Raw genomic sequence first — 15,560 nt, 5'->3', positions numbered from 1 at the left:
AGCGGACAACCCCAATGCAAGGGCTTACCCCCTCAACGATGCCATGACCACCCCACTCCCCTGCTACCACTGCGCTCTGCCCGTCCCGTCGAGCAGCCGCTTCACCGCCGTCGTGCTCGGGGAGTCCCGCGAGTTCTGCTGCCCCGGCTGTCAGGCCGTGGCCGAAGCCATCGTCGCCGGTGGTCTGGAAAGCTATTACCAGCATCGCAGCGAAGCCTCGGCCAACCCCGAAGCCTTGCCGGTGCAATTGACCGATGAACTGGCGCTGTACGACCGCGCCGACGTGCAAAAACCCTTCGTCCGTCACGAGGGCGAACTCGCCGAAACCACGCTGTTGATGGAAGGCATCAGTTGCGCCGCCTGCGGCTGGCTGATCGAGAAACATCTGCGCACCCTGCCGGCAGTGGCCGAAGCGCGGCTCAATCTGTCCAACCATCGCTTGCATGTGCAATGGGCCGACGCGCAATTGCCGCTGAGCCAGATCCTCGCCGAGCTGCGCCACATCGGTTACGCCGCCCACCCGTATCAGGCCGACCGCGCCAGCGAGCAACTGGCCAGCGAGAATCGACTCGCCCTGCGCCAGCTCGGCGTCGCCGGGCTGCTGTGGTTCCAGGCAATGATGGCGACCATGGCGACCTGGCCGGAATTCAACATCGACCTCAGCCCCGAACTGCACACGATCCTGCGCTGGGTCGCGCTGTTCCTCACCACACCAATCGTGTTCTACAGCTGCGCGCCATTCTTCAAAGGCGCCATGCGCGACCTGCGCACCCGGCACCTGACCATGGACGTCTCGGTGTCGCTGGCGATCGGCAGCGCCTACATTGCCGGGATCTGGACCTCGATCACCGGCGTCGGTGAGCTGTATTTCGATGCGGTCGGGATGTTCGCGCTGTTCCTGCTCGCCGGCCGCTATCTGGAACGCCGCGCCCGCGAGCGCACCGCCGCGGCCACCGCGCAGCTTGTGAACCTGTTGCCGGCCTCGTGCCTGCGCCTCGACGCCGACGGCCAGAGCGAACGCATTCTGCTCAGCGAATTGCGCCTTGGCGATCGGGTACTGGTGCAACCGGGTTCGATCCTGCCGGCGGACGGCAAGATCCTCGACGGCCAGTCGAGCATCGACGAATCGCTGCTGACCGGCGAATACCTGCCGCAACCGCGCACGCTGGGCGATGCGGTCACCGCTGGCACGCTGAATGTCGAAGGCGCACTCACCGTCGAGGTACTGGCACTGGGTCAGGACACGCGCCTGTCGGCCATCGTCCGTCTGCTTGATCGCGCCCAGGCCGAGAAACCGCGATTGGCGGAAATCGCCGACCGCGCTGCGCAGTGGTTCCTGCTGTTGTCGCTGATTGCGGCCGCAGCGATCGGCCTGTTGTGGTGGCAGCTGGATTCGTCGCGGGCGTTCTGGATCGTCTTGGCGATGCTGGTCGCGACCTGCCCTTGCGCGCTGTCGCTGGCAACCCCGACGGCGTTGACCGCCGCCACTGGCACCCTGCACAAACTCGGTCTGTTGCTGACGCGCGGCCATGTGCTGGAAGGCCTGAACCAGATCGACACGGTGATCTTCGACAAGACCGGCACCCTCACCGAGGGGCGGCTGGTTTTGCGTTCGATCCGTCCACTGGGCACGCTGAACAGCGACCAGTGCCTGAGCCTTGCCGCCGCATTGGAAAATCGTTCGGAACACCCGATTGCCCGCGCCTTCGGTCGTGCGCCACTGGCGGCTGAAGAAGTGCACAGCACGCCGGGACTCGGCCTCGAAGGGCTGGTTGGCACACAGCGTTTGCGCATCGGTCAGGCAGAATTTGTCTGCGCCCTCAGCGGTTCGCCGCTGCCGGCGATGCCGGATGAACCGGGTCAGTGGCTGCTGCTCGGCGATGACTCGGCAGCGCTGGCGTGGTTCGTTCTCGACGACCGCCTGCGCGACGATGCGCCCGCCCTGCTCGCCGCCTGCAAGGCCCGTGGCTGGCGCACGCTGCTGTTGTCCGGCGACAGCTCGCCGATGGTCGCCAGCGTCGCCGCCGAACTGGGTATCGACGAGGCCCGAGGCGGTCTGCGTCCGGACGACAAATTGCAGGTGCTGCAACAGCTTCATCAAGAAGGACGCAAGGTCTTGATGCTCGGCGATGGTGTGAACGACGTGCCGGTGCTGGCTGCTGCCGACATCAGCGTGGCCATGGGGTCGGCCACCGATCTGGCGAAAACCAGCGCCGACGCGGTGCTGCTGTCCAACCGCCTCGACGCGCTGGTGCAAGCCTTTACCTTAGCGCGCAGAACCCGTCGGGTAATCATCGAGAACCTGCTGTGGGCGGCGCTGTACAATGGCCTCATGTTGCCGTTCGCCGCCCTCGGCTGGATCACCCCGGTGTGGGCTGCGGTCGGCATGTCGATCAGTTCGTTGACCGTGGTGCTCAACGCCCTGCGCCTGACTCGCCTGCCGAGCGCGCCGGTCGCCGGCACCCGTTCAGAAACCCGCCCGTTGCCGGCCTGAGCCGCGCGGGCCAGGAGTACCGATGCCAGCTCTTTACGTGATGATCCCGGCCGCCCTGCTGATCGTGGCCATCGCCGTGTATATCTTCTTCTGGGCGGTGGACAGCGGGCAGTACGACGACCTCGATGGTCCGGCCCACAGCATCCTGTTCGATGATCAGGACCCGAACCACACCGCCGCCGTGGACGAAGCCAAAGCCGACAAACCGCAGGACAAGGCGCCACCCCATGCTTGAGCTGGCGCCGCTGCTGGTTTCCGCGCTGATCCTCGGCCTGCTCGGTGGCGGGCATTGCCTGGGCATGTGCGGCGGCCTGATGGGCGCGCTGACCCTGGCGATCCCCAAGGAACAGCGCAGCCGACGCTTTCGTCTGCTGCTGGCGTACAACCTCGGACGGATCCTCAGTTACGCGACCGCCGGTTTGCTGATCGGCCTTGCCGGTTGGGCGGTGGCGAACAGCCCGGCGGCGATGGTCATGCGAATTCTCGCCGGGTTGCTGCTGATCGCCATGGGCCTGTATCTGGCCGGCTGGTGGAGCGGCCTGACCCGCATCGAAAGCCTGGGTCGTGGTTTGTGGCGTTACATTCAGCCGGTGGCCAATCGCTTGCTGCCGGTGTCGACACTGCCCCGTGCGTTATTGCTCGGCGCGCTATGGGGCTGGCTGCCGTGCGGACTGGTTTACAGCACGCTGCTGTGGTCGGCGAGCCAGGGCAATGCGCTGGACAGTGCGTTGTTGATGCTGGCGTTCGGGCTGGGTACCTGGCCGGTGTTGCTGGCCACCGGCCTCGCCGCCGAGCGGGTCACGGCGCTGCTGCGCAAACGCAGCGTGCGCATGGCCGGCGGTCTGCTGGTGATCCTGTTCGGCATCTGGACCCTGCCGGGGCCGCACCAGCACTGGCTGATGGGCCACTGACCGGCGGCGCGGCCTTCGCGAGCAGGCTCGCTCCCACAGGTTTTGTGTACGCCACAAATCTCCTGTGGGAGCGAGCCTGCTCGCGATGGGGCCGCGTGACTTATACGAATCCTCCCCGTTGATACAAATCAAGATGCCCCGCCGCGCCCTCCCCTAGACTCGCCACACTGCCAGCCTATCCGGGGGAATGCCCGCATGCTCGACGCCATTCGTTGGGACACTGATCTGATCCGCCGCTACGACCTGGCGGGGCCGCGCTACACCTCGTATCCGACCGCCGTGCAATTCAACAGCCAGGTCGGCACCTTCGACCTGTTCCACGCCCTGCGCGACAGCCGCAAGGCGTTGCGCCCCTTGTCGCTGTACGTGCACGTGCCGTTCTGCGCGAACATTTGCTACTACTGCGCCTGCAACAAGGTCATCACCAAGGATCGCGGGCGAGCGCAGCCGTATCTGCAACGGCTGGAGCAGGAAATCCAGTTGATCGCCTGCCACCTGGAACCGGCGCAGAAAGTCGAGCAACTGCACTTCGGCGGCGGCACCCCGACCTTTCTCAGCCACGACGAACTGCGCCAGTTGATGGCGCACCTGCGCAAACACTTCAATCTGCTGGATGACGATTCCGGCGATTACGGCATCGAGATCGACCCGCGCGAGGCCGACTGGTCGACCATGGGTCTGTTGCGCGAACTCGGCTTCAACCGGGTCAGCATCGGCCTGCAAGACCTCGATCCGGCGGTGCAACGGGCGGTCAATCGCCTGCAAAGCCTGGAAGAAACCCGCGCGGTGATCGATGCGGCGCGCACCCTGCAATTTCGCTCGATCAACATCGACCTGATCTACGGCCTGCCCAAACAGACACCGGAGAACTTTGCGCGCACCGTCGAGGAAGTCATCAGCCTGCAACCGGATCGACTCTCGGTGTTCAACTATGCACACCTGCCGGAGCGCTTCATGCCGCAGCGGCGGATCAACAGCCACGAACTGCCAAGCCCTGCGCAGAAACTCGACATGCTCCAGCGCACCATCGAACAACTGACCGCCGCCGGCTACCGTTACATCGGCATGGATCACTTCGCCCTGCCCGACGATGAGCTGGCGATTGCCCAGGAAGAACAGACCCTGCAGCGCAACTTTCAGGGCTACACCACTCACGGCCATTGCGACCTGATTGGTCTTGGGGTGTCGGCGATCAGCCAGATCGGCGACCTCTACTGCCAGAACAACAGCGATCTGAACCAGTACCAGAACACCCTCGCCGCCGCGCAACTGGCAACCAGCCGGGGCTTGGTGTGCAATGCCGACGATCGCCTGCGCCGCGCGGTGATCCAGCAACTGATCTGCAATTTCAGCCTGGAATTCGCCGAAATCGAGCAGGCGTTCAACATCGATTTTCAGGGTTACTTCGGCGCGCTGTGGCCGCAACTGCAAGGCATGGCCAACGATGGGCTGATCAATCTGGAACGCGAGCGGATCGAAGTGTTGCCGGCCGGGCGCCTGCTGGTGCGTTCGGTGTGCATGGTGTTCGACGCGTATCTGGAACAGCAGAACCGCCAGCGCTTCTCGCGGGTGATCTGAAACGCCCTGCTTATGAAACCGATGTATCTCGAACGCCCCGTGTTTTTGTTTGCCCTGCGGCCTTATGCCCGTGGGACAAACTCGCCGCAGACTGGCCTGAATGTCCTCCCGTGGGTTACCCTTACGGCTTATGTGTGTTTTCCCACAAGGATTTAAGAAATGTCCGAGCCAGTCAAACTGCGCGCTCACAACCAGGCCCATTGCAAGGATTGCAGCCTGGCCCCTCTCTGCCTGCCACTTTCTCTGAATCTGGAAGACATGGATGCGCTGGACGAAATCGTTAAACGTGGCCGCCCGTTGAAAAAGGGTGAGTTCCTGTTCCGTCAGGGCGACACCTTCGATTCCGTTTATGCAGTACGCTCCGGCGCCCTGAAGACCTTCAGCCTGAGCGACAGCGGCGAAGAACAACTGACCGGTTTCCACTTGCCGAGCGAACTGGTCGGCCTGTCCGGCATGGACACCGAGAAACACCCGGTGTCGGCCCAGGCCCTGGAGACCACCTCGGTCTGTGAAATTCCTTTCGAACGCCTTGATGAACTGGCCCTGCAACTGCCGCAGCTGCGCCGTCAGTTGATGCGGGTGATGAGCCGCGAGATCCGTGACGACCAGCAGATGATGCTGCTGTTGTCGAAAAAAACTGCCGACGAGCGCATCGCCACGTTCCTGGTCAATCTGTCGGCCCGCTTCCGTGCTCGCGGGTTCTCGGCCAACCAGTTCCGCCTGAGCATGTCGCGCAATGAGATCGGCAATTACCTGGGCCTGGCGGTGGAAACCGTGTCACGGGTGTTCACCCGCTTCCAGCAGAACGAACTGATCGCCGCCGAGGGCAAAGAGATCCACATCCTCGACCCGATCCAGCTCTGCGCCCTGGCCGGCGGCTCGCTCGAAGGCTGATCTCGATCCGCGGTTGAGCGAAGCGTTTCAGCCGCGGGTATACTGCGCCGTTTGCAGCCCTGCCAGGACACCTCGACGATGGTCTTCGACTCCTTCGACATCAAATCCCTGATCCGCCCCGTGATCGACTTCCCGAAACCGGGCGTGATCTTTCGCGACATCACCCCGCTGTTCCAGTCGCCCAAGGCCCTGCGCCTGGTGATGGACAGCTTCGCCCACCGTTATGTGGAAGCCGATTTCACCCACATCGGCGCGATGGATGCGCGCGGTTTCCTGATCGGTTCGGTGCTGGCCTACCAACTGAACAAGCCGCTGGTGCTGTTCCGCAAGCAAGGCAAACTGCCCGCGGACGTGCTGGCCGAAGGTTACGCAACCGAGTACGGCGAAGCGTTCCTCGAAGTCCACGCCGACAGCCTGTGCGAAGGCGATTCGGTGGTGATGTTCGATGACCTGATTGCCACCGGTGGCACGCTGATCGCCGCGGCCAACCTGATCCGCCGCATGGGCGCGCGGGTGCATGAAGCGGCGGCGATTATCGATCTGCCGGAGCTGGGGGGTTCGCAGCGTCTGGAAGATATGGGCATCCCTACCTTCTGCCTGACGCAGTTTGCCCTGACTGATAAGTAAGTAGCGCCTGTCAGACCGCTTTCGCGAGCAGGCTCGCTCCCACATTTGGAATGCATTCTCCTGTGGGAGCGAGCCTGCTCGCGAAGGCGTCGGCCGCCTCAACGCAGAACCTAAAGCCCCATCTGCTTGCTGATGATTTCGTTCATCACCTCCCGCGTCCCGCCGCCAATCGACAGAATGCGGTTATCCCGATACAGCCGCTCCACCAGACTCTCGCGCATGTAACCCAGGCCGCCAAGAATCTGCACCGCTTCGCTGGTGATTCGATCCGAGGTGTCCGTGGCAACGTTCTTGGCCATGGAAATCTCCTTGATCACGCTCTGCCCCGCCGCCATCTTCGCCGCCTGGCGGTAGGTGAACTCGCGCGATACTTCCAGTGCGGTGGCCATTTCGGCCAGCCGATGCTTGATCACCTGGAACTTGCCGATCGGTTTACCAAACGCCTCACGCTCGCGCGCCCACTTCAGCGCCTCTTCGAGGGCGAGCTGCGAGGTCATGTTGGCCATCAGCGCCAGCGCCAGCCGTTCACTCTGGAAATTGCCCATGATGCAGGCGAAGCCCATGTTCTTGGCGCCGATCAGATTGCCCACGGGCACCCTGCAATCGTCGAAGAACAGCTCAGCGGTGTCCGAGGCCCACCAGCCCATTTTCTTCAGCTGGCGGCCTACGGTGAAGCCTGGGGTGCCCTTCTCGATCAACAGCAGGCTGATGCCGCCGAAACCCGGCGCTCCGGTGCGCACCGCGACGGTGTAGAAATCGGCACGCACGCCGCTGGTGATAAAGGTTTTGCTGCCGCTGACCCGGTAGAATTCGCCGTCACGCACGGCGCGGGTTTGCAGGTTGGCGACGTCGGAACCGCCGCCGGGTTCGGTAATCGCCAACGCGCAGATCTTCTCGCCGCTGAGCACTTGCGGCACGACGCGCTCGCGCACCTCGGGCCGGGCCCATTTGACGATCGGTGGCAGACCGATATCCAGCGAACCGAGGCCCGCGACCAGACCACCGGAGCCGCAGCGCATCAGTTCTTCGCTGGCGGCGACCTTGGCGAACACATCACCTTCGTGGCTGCCGCCCAGCGCTTCGGGATAACCGATACCGAGAATCCCCGCTGCCCCGGCCTTCAGGTACAGCTCACGGGGAAAGCTTTCGGCCTCTTCCCACGCATTGATGTCCGGCAGGATCTCGCGCTCGACGAAACGTCTGACGCTGTCGCGGACCATTTGGTGGCTGGGGTCGAAGTAATCCTGGAAAGCAGGCATCGGCGAACTCCATCGAAGGGTTGGCCGACGTTAACCGAGCGCTTGCTTGGTTTTCAATAAGTTTGTGTGAATCAGTCAGACCGAGGTGCGCCATTCGCGAGCAGGCTCGCTCCCACAGGGGATTTGTGAATGGCACAAAGCCAATGTGGGAGCGAGCCTGCTCGCGAAGGCGTCAAATCAGACACTGCATCACTTAAAGAGAGATGGGTTTACGCCCGGCAAACGAATGCGCCAGTGTCCCACCATCCACCAACTCCAGCTCCCCACCCAGCGGCACACCGTGGGCAATCCGCGAAGCGATCAGGCCTTTGTTGCTGAGCAGTTGGGCAATGTAATGCGCGGTCGCCTCCCCCTCCACCGTCGGGTTGGTGGCGAGGATGACTTCGGTAAACGTGCCCGCCTCTTCAATGCGCGCCATCAACTGCGGAATACCGATAGCTTCCGGCCCCAGACCGTCGAGCGGCGACAGGTGGCCTTTGAGCACGAAGTAACGCCCACGGAAACCGGTCTGCTCCACCGCATACACGTCCATCGGCCCTTCCACCACGCACAGCAGCGTGTCGTCGCGGCGCGTGTCGGCGCATTGCGGGCACAGATCGTCTTCGGTCAGCGTGCGGCACTGACGGCAGTGACCCACCCCTTCCATGGCCTGGCTCAGGGCCTGGGCCAGGCGCGTGCCGCCGCTGCGATCACGCTCGAGCAACTGCAACGCCATGCGCTGGGCGGTTTTCTGACCCACGCCCGGCAAAGTGCGCAGGGCGTCGATCAGTTGGCGAATCAAAGGGCTGAAGCTCATGGGTAAAAAGTCCGACAAAACAACGAGACGCGGTTTATACCCGCGCCTCTGGCCAGCGTCAAATGCTCAGTCCTGGGCAACCTTCACCACCAGTTTGCCGAAGTTGCGTCCCTCCAGCAGACCGATGAACGCCTCGGGTGCCTGCTCCAGACCTTCCACCACGTCTTCGCGGAATTTGACCTTGCCGTCGCGCACCCACGGCACCATGTGGCTGATGAATTCCGGCTGACGGTCGCCGTAGTCATCAAACACGATGAAGCCCTGAATCCGCACGCGCTTGGTCAGCAACGTACGCTGCAGCATCGGCAGACGATCCGGGCCTTGCGGCGCTTCCGTGGCGTTGTAACCGGCAATCAGCCCGCACAGCGGGATTCGCGCCCTGGGATTGAGCAACGGCACCACGGCATCGAACACATGCCCGCCAACGTTTTCGTAATAGATGTCGATGCCGTTCGGGCAGGCCTTGGCCAATTGTTCGGCAAAGTCCGGCGCCTTGTGATCGATGCAGGCATCAAACCCCAGTTCCTCGACCACGTATTTGCATTTGTCGGCTCCACCGGCCACACCCACGGCGCGCAGGCCCTTGATCTTCGCCACCTGACCGACCACTGAACCGACCGCACCGGACGCTGCAGCCACCACCAGGGTTTCGCCTTCTTTCGGCTGACCGATGTCGATCAGCCCCATGTACGCGGTCATCCCCGGCATGCCCAACACGCCGAGCGCCATCGACGGGCTCGGCAGGCCGGACGGAATCGGCATGATGTTACGACCGTCACTGATGCTGTGGCTCTGCCAGCCAGTGAGGCCGACCACCAGATCGCCCTGGTGGAATTTCGGATGACGGGAATTCTCGACACGGCTGACAGCGCCACCGGTCATCACTTCGCCGATTTGTACCGGCGCGGCGTAGGACGGTGCATCGCTCATGCGCCCGCGCATGTACGGGTCCAGCGACAGGTACAGGGTTTTCAGCAGCACCTGGCCGTCTTCGAGATCCGGCAACGCTTCGCGCTCCAGACGGAAGTTTTCCGGAGTCGGCGCACCGACAGGGCGCGAGGCGAGGACGAAGCGTTGGTTGAGGGTCAGAGGGTCGGACATGTCAGCGTCTCCTGTGAATGATGAATTCGGCGGTATAGGGAGCAGACCTTTGGCGGCGGTGGTGGGTTCGATGTTTCTTCAGTTGGTCCGAGCCGACGCCTTCGCGAGCAAGCCCGCTCCCACAGGAAGAACGCATTCCAAATGTGGGAGCGGGCTTGCTCGCGAAAGCGTCAGCTCTGCCAACACATGACACTCAGGCAAAAACAAAAATGCCAGGCGCGATGCCTGGCATTTTGTGTAGCTCATCCAACTCGCGATGGCGAATCAGAATGGCAGTTTCATACCTGCTGGCAGGTTCATGCCGGCGGTCATGCTGCCCATTTTTTCCTGGCTGTTGGCTTCGATCTTGCGCACGGCGTCGTTGACGGCCGCGGCGACCACGGCTTCGAGCATTTCCTTGTCGTCTTCGCTCAGGCCTTCAACCAGGCTTGGGTCGATGCTGACGCTTTTCACGTCGTGACGACCGGTCATCACCACGGTGACCATATCGCCACCGGCCTTGCCGGTGACTTCGGCGTTGGCCAGTTCTTCCTGCATCTTGGCCATTTTTTCCTGCATCTGCTGTGCCTGCTTCATCAGGCCGGCCATGCCACCTTTCATCATGGGAATCACCTCAAAAGTACTTGGATCAAAACAGCGCCCGGCACTTAACGCCGAACGCCCTCAGTTATTAGCCTTGGGCGACCAAGGCGTCGACAGGTTCAATAGTATCGTGTCGCACCACTGCACCGAACTGCTGGACCATCTGCTGGATGAACGGATCCCCGTGGATCGATTCCTCCGCCTCGCGCTGACGGTTGGCCCGGCGACGGGACGCGGCCTGCGCCGGGGTTTCCTGCTCGGGCTTGATCAACTCGATGGTCAGGGTCAGCGTGCGACCGTGGAACTGGTTCAACGCATCGTTCAGGCGCCGCTGTTGTGTGGCGTTGAACAGCGCGCTGTGCGCCGGGTCCAGGTGCATCAGCCAGTGGTCGCCATCGATTGCGATCAGCGTGCAGTTGGCGGCGATGCTGCCGGTCATGCCGGAGATCGGCAGTTGCGGGAACAGCTCCAGCCATTGCAACGCCAGACCGGTGGCCGGCGCGGCCGCAGGCTCCGGCTCGGGTTCCGGGGCCGGCTCGGCGGTGTGTTCGCTGGCCAGATCGTCGAGGTAGCTGTAGGCCGAATCCATGTCCGGCTCGATGTAGTCTTCGTCCAACGGCGGCTCATCGTCGAGGTCCATGCCCGGTGTGGCGGCATCGACGTCAGCGACCGACGGCTCGGGAATCGGCGCAGCGGCCCACTCCGGTGCATCCGGCACCACGCTGTCCGGGGTCGGCAGCGGCATCGGCGGCAACTCGGGCTGCTCGCTGGCGGTTTCCAGTACCGGCTCGACGGCTGGTTGCTGCACCGGCTCAGGTTCTGGCTCGGGTTCGACCGGGTCGTTCCACGGCAGGTCGACCAGCGCTTCGGCGACGACCGGTTCAGGTTCTGCTTCTGGCGCGGGTGCCGGCGCAGCCACCACCACAGGCGCTGGAGCTGGCGCTGGCGCAACCACCGGTGCAGGCGCAACAGCCGCAGCGACTACCGGCGCAGGCTTGGGCGCGGCAGCCACTGAGTTTGCGGAATCAACTGTGGCCTGGCTGATCCCCACTGGCTTTAGCGGGTGCCTCGGGGCGTCCGCCGTATCCGCCGGCCGGAAGGCCAGCATCCGCAGCAGGACCATTTCGAAACCACCACGGGGATCCGGCGCCAGCGGCAAGTCGCGGCGACCGATCAGGCCCATCTGGTAATAGAACTGCACGTCTTCGGCCGGCAGCGCCTGAGCCAATGCCAATACGCGGTCACGGTCGCCATGACCGTTGTCGACACCTTCAGGCAAGGCCTGGGCGATGGCGACGCGGTGCAGCACGTTGAGAATTTCCGAGAGCACGCCGTTCCAGTCCGGGCCTTGCTCGGCCAGGTGGCGCACGGCTTCGAGCAACGCCTTGGCGTCGCCTTCGATCAGCGCGTGCAGCACGTCGAAGACCTGGCCGTGATCCAGCGTGCCGAGCATCGCCCGCACATCGGCGGCCAATACCTTGCCTTCACCGAAGGCGATGGCCTGGTCGGTCAGGCTCATGGCGTCACGCATCGAGCCGTCAGCGGCGCGGCCCAGCAACCACAGCGCGTCGTCTTCAAACGGCACGTTTTCGGCGCCGAGCACGTGGGTCAAATGCTCAACCACGCGCTCGGGCGTCATGTTCTTCAGCGAGAACTGCAGGCAACGCGACAAAATCGTTGCCGGAAGTTTCTGCGGATCCGTCGTCGCCAGGATGAACTTGACGTACGGCGGCGGCTCTTCGAGGGTTTTCAGCAGCGCATTGAAGGAATGGCTGGAGAGCATGTGCACTTCGTCGATCAGGTAGACCTTGAAGCGCCCGCGGCTCGGCGCGTACTGCACGTTGTCGAGCAGCTCGCGGGTGTCTTCGACCTTGGTCCGGCTCGCGGCGTCGATCTCGATCAGGTCGACGAAGCGGCCTTCGTCGATCTCGCGGCACACCGAACACTCGCCGCAAGGGCTGGAAGTGATACCTGTTTCACAGTTCAGGCATTTGGCAATGATCCGCGCAATGGTGGTCTTACCGACCCCGCGCGTACCGGTGAACAGGTACGCGTGGTGCAGCCGCTGGCTGTCCAAGGCATTGATCAGAGCCTTGAGCACATGGGTCTGGCCGACCATTTCGCGGAACGAGCGCGGACGCCATTTACGTGCAAGAACCTGATAACTCATCGAAAACCGTCGCAACGAAGGAAGCTGAAGCGGCTAATGCTAGCGGAGCAAGGGCAAAATTGCATCCGGTGTGCTCGTCTAATCTGGCTAAGCTGCTGTTGGCGGGGAAATTTCGCTCGTGATCGGGACTCATCGGAGCATTTATGCGTTGGGCCTTGGGAGCTTTGTTGGGGATCAGTCTGAGCGTGAGCGCGGCCGAACCGCCGCTGCGCTTCGTCGTGGCCGACAGCTGGGCGATGCCGATGGTGCAGATCGACCACGGCCGCCCGACCCAGGGCATCCTCCACGACATCATGCTCAGCCTTGCGACGCAGGTCGGCGTGCCGGCCGAATTCCACGTCCTGCCGCGCGCCCGGGTGCAGAACGCCATGGAGCACGGCGAAGTCGACGTGCGCTGCTATGCCGCACAATCGTGGCTGCCGAATCAGTCCGGGGACTATATCTGGAGCCTTCCGCTGCTGTTCCAGCGCGATTTGCTGATCAGCCGCGACGCTCAGCCGCCCCGCGTCGACCCTGCCGACCTGCCCCGCCAATCGATCGGCACCGTGCTCGGCTATACCTATCCGACCCTGCAACCGCTGTTCGACGCCGATCGCCTGCAACGCGAGGACGCGCGTAATCAGGAACAAGTGCTGGAAAAACTCCTGGCCGGCCGCTACCGCTATGCGGTGAGCAATCAATGGACACTCGACTGGTTCAATCAGCGCCTGCTGCCCGGGCAGCAACTGCACGGCGTCGCGGTGCTGCAGGAGCAGCATGTAGGCTGCTACGTGAGGAATGACCCTCAGGTGCCGGTGCAGCGGATCTTGCGCACGTTGTTGCGGATGAAAATGTCGGGGGAGATTGATGACATCATCCGGTTGTATACCGGGTCCGCTGAAGCCACCCCATAACCCATTGTGGGAACGGGCTTGCTCGTAAAGACGGTGTGTCAGTCACCTGATTCGTTAACTGGCACACCGCCTTCGCGAGCAAGCCCGCTCCCTCAGGGGGACATTTCCGACAGAGAATTATTCAGTAGCCGTGCGACTCACGGAATTTCTGGTAGTCGTGAAATTCGATCCATTCGACCACATCGTACGGCAGGTAAAGCTGCTGCCGGGCGCGGGAGATGGCGATGTACACGGCGCAGATCCGCTGATCGAACGCGTAGGCGTCCTTGAACTGCACGTTGGTCAGCAGCTCGGGCGTCAGCAGAACGCGGTCGAACTCCATGCCGCCCGCCTCGTGCGCCTGCATCAGCAGGCAGCTTTTGCCGGGGCCGCCGATCATCCGGTTGAGCCGGGTCAGATCAGCGACCTTGAAGCCTTTCTCCAGCTCGGCCTCGACCCACAAAAACGCTTCGTCGAACTGGTTGGCATCGCGCACCTGCTGCCACTTGGGCAGATCGCTGAAATAGCGATGCGGGCCCTTCTCGCTGTGCGTGGAACTGTAGTAATCGACCTTGAACAACTCGATGGCGCTGGTCATGAAGTGCTCGAGGTCGCGCTGCGCTGTCATGTCGGCAAAGCTGAACAGGCAATTGGCATCGTGCAGTTGCATGGCCCACTTCATGGTGTCCCAAGGGGACGCCGTCAGCACCACGCAACCTTCCGGCGGGACAAAGCCCTGTGGATAAAACTCGATGCCGACGTCCGCCTCACGCGCACCTTCGAAGGGCACCTTGCTCTTTTCCGAGTGCCGGGAAATCAGCGGATTGACCAGACGCTCGACGTTTCGTCCCGAACGCACCGAGTAGGTGATATCGCTCTGACGCACTTCACGCTTTCTTTTCACCAGATCGCGCTCGGCGTGCTGGTACTCATCGCCCAGCGTGATCAGCACCTGTCGGCCACGCTCGATTATCTGCAGCAGCGAAGCGGGAATGTCCTGACTCTCGTCAATCAGCACGTGGGTATAACGCGGCGGCACCACGCAGCCCGCAAGGCTTGCACGCTTGATCAGCAACAAGGCTTCAAAGCCGCTCTGCCGGCCCCACGCCGGATTGGCCTCAAGGTAAGTCCAGACGCGGCTCGAATACTCCAGCAGCACTTTGGACTCAAGACCGGACAAGGACAGTTTGAAATACGGCAGATGATGCGCCGACAGGCTGTAGTCCCGGGAGTGGCAATAGCGCTCGAGGGTTTCCAGGCAGAAGTTCAGGGTGCGTTGCGCGTCATGCTCGCGAAAGCCGAGGATGTTCAGCTCCTGCGCCAGACTCTGTTTGCTCGCGACTCGGCCGGCGGCGCTTGCCGGCTGTGGCTTGCGCCCATAAATCAGCCCGCGCGCGAACGCCTCAAAGGTGATGCCGGGCTTGCGTTCACTGGCAACGCCCATGCGCTGGCACAGGGTCGCAAGTTTTTCCGGGGTGCGTGCCAGCAACAGGGTTTTCCCGGGGTCCAGGCACTCGGTCAAGGCACCGACCAGGTGGCTCTTGCCGATCCCGGCATAGCCTTGCACGTGCAGGTCTTCATCGAGGTTGGCGCGGAAGGTTCTGACCAGTTTGTCCTGCGCGGCGCTGAGCCAGCGCTCGCGGTGCGCGGGGCTGATCATCTGCTGGCTGAACGGATTGTTGATCGCGTGGTGGCGCGTCTTGAACTCGTCATCCCACTTGCCATCGAGCAGCAGGTAATCCTGCGCCGCCACCTCTTCGGCCAACAGCAATCGCAGGTTCAATCCCCTGATGGCGTTCAGGCCGAAGTACAACTGGCGCGGGTCGAACAGCCGTTGCGCCTCGGACAGCAGCCCTGCCCCGCCATCGACCGCCCAGGCGATCAGGCGCGCCAGCACCTTCTCCGCCGCTGCGGCGGTGAGATCCTTTTCGGTGGCCTGAGCCAGATTCTGGATGACCAGCACGGCGGCCAGCTGCGCATCCGTCAACTCGCCGAGGTTTTTTGCGCCATCGGGCTGCAACAGGCTGGCGCAGGTCTCATCCGTCACGGGCAAGTACACGGCGGTGGATAAATCGTGATGTTCCGGGTGCATACAACCTCGTAGCTAGGGCGCGAACTTGTCAACGACGCGCGCAGCAAGACGGTGGAGTATGCCACTGTTCAACCTTGGTGACTGAACAGGCATCGGGGGGCAGCCTTCGCGAGCAGGCTCGCTCCCACAGGGGCTGGCGTGAAAGCCCAAATCGCGGGCATAAAAAAACCGCAGTGGGCGAAAC

13 protein-coding genes are annotated in these 15,560 nt (G+C 62.9%); 7 read left to right on the top strand and 6 right to left on the bottom strand.

What is annotated here, in order from left to right; genetic code table 11:
• The first annotated feature begins 43 nt into the window (after nt 1-43).
• The 6 genes from V3W27_RS24580 to V3W27_RS24555 all read left to right on the top strand — a co-directional run bounded on the left by V3W27_RS24580 (nt 44) and on the right by V3W27_RS24555 (nt 6,504).
• A complete protein-coding gene (locus tag V3W27_RS24580) occupies nt 44-2,494 on the top strand; it encodes a heavy metal translocating P-type ATPase (RefSeq protein WP_330207760.1) in 2,451 nt (816 codons plus the stop codon).
• A gap of 22 nt (nt 2,495-2,516) precedes the next feature.
• On the top strand, nt 2,517-2,729 hold the full coding sequence (ccoS, locus tag V3W27_RS24575) for a cbb3-type cytochrome oxidase assembly protein CcoS (protein WP_007965536.1): 213 nt from the start codon (nt 2,517-2,519) through the stop codon (nt 2,727-2,729).
• A complete protein-coding gene (locus V3W27_RS24570; RefSeq protein ID WP_103368393.1) occupies nt 2,722-3,405 on the top strand; it encodes a sulfite exporter TauE/SafE family protein in 684 nt (227 codons plus the stop codon). The genes ccoS and V3W27_RS24570 overlap by 8 nt, the downstream gene beginning before the upstream one ends.
• 195 nt (nt 3,406-3,600) lie before the next feature.
• Nucleotides 3,601-4,983, top strand: coding sequence for an oxygen-independent coproporphyrinogen III oxidase (gene hemN, locus V3W27_RS24565; protein WP_330207759.1), 1,383 nt, complete (start codon nt 3,601-3,603; stop codon nt 4,981-4,983).
• A gap of 159 nt (nt 4,984-5,142) precedes the next feature.
• A complete protein-coding gene (gene fnr, locus V3W27_RS24560) occupies nt 5,143-5,877 on the top strand; it encodes a fumarate/nitrate reduction transcriptional regulator Fnr (protein WP_003223347.1) in 735 nt (244 codons plus the stop codon).
• A gap of 78 nt (nt 5,878-5,955) precedes the next feature.
• Nucleotides 5,956-6,504 (top strand): adenine phosphoribosyltransferase, encoded by a 549-nt coding sequence (locus V3W27_RS24555; RefSeq protein WP_003223345.1) that lies wholly within the window; start codon nt 5,956-5,958, stop codon nt 6,502-6,504.
• Nucleotides 6,505-6,614: 110 nt separating this feature from the next.
• Here the strand turns inward: V3W27_RS24555 and V3W27_RS24550 are convergent, their stop codons facing one another.
• From V3W27_RS24550 to dnaX, 5 genes are all read right to left on the bottom strand, one after another.
• Complete coding sequence (locus V3W27_RS24550) at nt 6,615-7,763, bottom strand: acyl-CoA dehydrogenase family protein (RefSeq protein WP_330207758.1); 1,149 nt, start codon at nt 7,761-7,763, stop codon at nt 6,615-6,617.
• A gap of 193 nt (nt 7,764-7,956) precedes the next feature.
• On the bottom strand, nt 7,957-8,559 hold the full coding sequence (recR, locus tag V3W27_RS24545; RefSeq protein ID WP_003223341.1) for a recombination mediator RecR: 603 nt from the start codon (nt 8,557-8,559) through the stop codon (nt 7,957-7,959).
• Between the two features lie 66 nt (nt 8,560-8,625).
• Nucleotides 8,626-9,660 carry an NADP-dependent oxidoreductase gene (locus tag V3W27_RS24540; protein ID WP_330207757.1) on the bottom strand — a complete coding sequence of 345 codons (1,035 nt, stop codon included), beginning with the start codon at nt 9,658-9,660 and terminating at the stop codon, nt 8,626-8,628.
• Nucleotides 9,661-9,924: 264 nt separating this feature from the next.
• Entirely contained in the window at nt 9,925-10,263 is a 339-nt protein-coding gene (locus tag V3W27_RS24535) for a YbaB/EbfC family nucleoid-associated protein (protein ID WP_003223337.1), read from the bottom strand.
• Between the two features lie 67 nt (nt 10,264-10,330).
• Entirely contained in the window at nt 10,331-12,412 is a 2,082-nt protein-coding gene (gene dnaX / locus V3W27_RS24530) for a DNA polymerase III subunit gamma/tau (RefSeq protein ID WP_330207756.1), read from the bottom strand.
• A gap of 143 nt (nt 12,413-12,555) precedes the next feature.
• Between dnaX and V3W27_RS24525 the strand changes: the two genes are divergently transcribed.
• Entirely contained in the window at nt 12,556-13,305 is a 750-nt protein-coding gene (locus V3W27_RS24525) for a substrate-binding periplasmic protein (protein WP_027613266.1), read from the top strand.
• 121 nt (nt 13,306-13,426) lie between these two features.
• On the opposite strand, the gene V3W27_RS24520 is transcribed toward V3W27_RS24525, so the two are convergent.
• The gene (locus V3W27_RS24520; protein ID WP_330207755.1) at nt 13,427-15,376 is read right to left on the bottom strand and encodes a hypothetical protein; all 1,950 of its coding nucleotides are present in this window, start codon (nt 15,374-15,376) and stop codon (nt 13,427-13,429) included.
• Nucleotides 15,377-15,560: the final 184 nt, after the last annotated feature.

Origin of the sequence: Pseudomonas sp. AM14(2022) (assembly GCF_036346455.1) — a bacterium.
GTDB lineage: Bacteria > Pseudomonadota > Gammaproteobacteria > Pseudomonadales > Pseudomonadaceae > Aquipseudomonas > Aquipseudomonas putida_A.
The sequence above is the reverse complement of the archived record's forward strand: the minus strand, read 5'-3'. Positions and strand labels throughout refer to the sequence as shown.

Coding starts and splice junctions, on each gene's coding strand:
- recR (WP_003223341.1), bottom strand. CDS start 8,559: ATGAGCTTCAGCCCTTTGATTCGCCAACTGATCGACGCCCTGCGCACT.
- V3W27_RS24535 (WP_003223337.1), bottom strand. CDS start 10,263: ATGATGAAAGGTGGCATGGCCGGCCTGATGAAGCAGGCACAGCAGATG.
- V3W27_RS24525 (WP_027613266.1), top strand. CDS start 12,556: ATGCGTTGGGCCTTGGGAGCTTTGTTGGGGATCAGTCTGAGCGTGAGC.
- V3W27_RS24540 (WP_330207757.1), bottom strand. CDS start 9,660: ATGTCCGACCCTCTGACCCTCAACCAACGCTTCGTCCTCGCCTCGCGC.
- hemN (WP_330207759.1), top strand. CDS start 3,601: ATGCTCGACGCCATTCGTTGGGACACTGATCTGATCCGCCGCTACGAC.
- V3W27_RS24520 (WP_330207755.1), bottom strand. CDS start 15,376: ATGCACCCGGAACATCACGATTTATCCACCGCCGTGTACTTGCCCGTG.
- V3W27_RS24570 (WP_103368393.1), top strand. CDS start 2,722: ATGCTTGAGCTGGCGCCGCTGCTGGTTTCCGCGCTGATCCTCGGCCTG.
- dnaX (WP_330207756.1), bottom strand. CDS start 12,412: ATGAGTTATCAGGTTCTTGCACGTAAATGGCGTCCGCGCTCGTTCCGC.
- fnr (WP_003223347.1), top strand. CDS start 5,143: ATGTCCGAGCCAGTCAAACTGCGCGCTCACAACCAGGCCCATTGCAAG.
- ccoS (WP_007965536.1), top strand. CDS start 2,517: ATGCCAGCTCTTTACGTGATGATCCCGGCCGCCCTGCTGATCGTGGCC.
- V3W27_RS24555 (WP_003223345.1), top strand. CDS start 5,956: ATGGTCTTCGACTCCTTCGACATCAAATCCCTGATCCGCCCCGTGATC.
- V3W27_RS24550 (WP_330207758.1), bottom strand. CDS start 7,763: ATGCCTGCTTTCCAGGATTACTTCGACCCCAGCCACCAAATGGTCCGC.
- V3W27_RS24580 (WP_330207760.1), top strand. CDS start 44: ATGACCACCCCACTCCCCTGCTACCACTGCGCTCTGCCCGTCCCGTCG.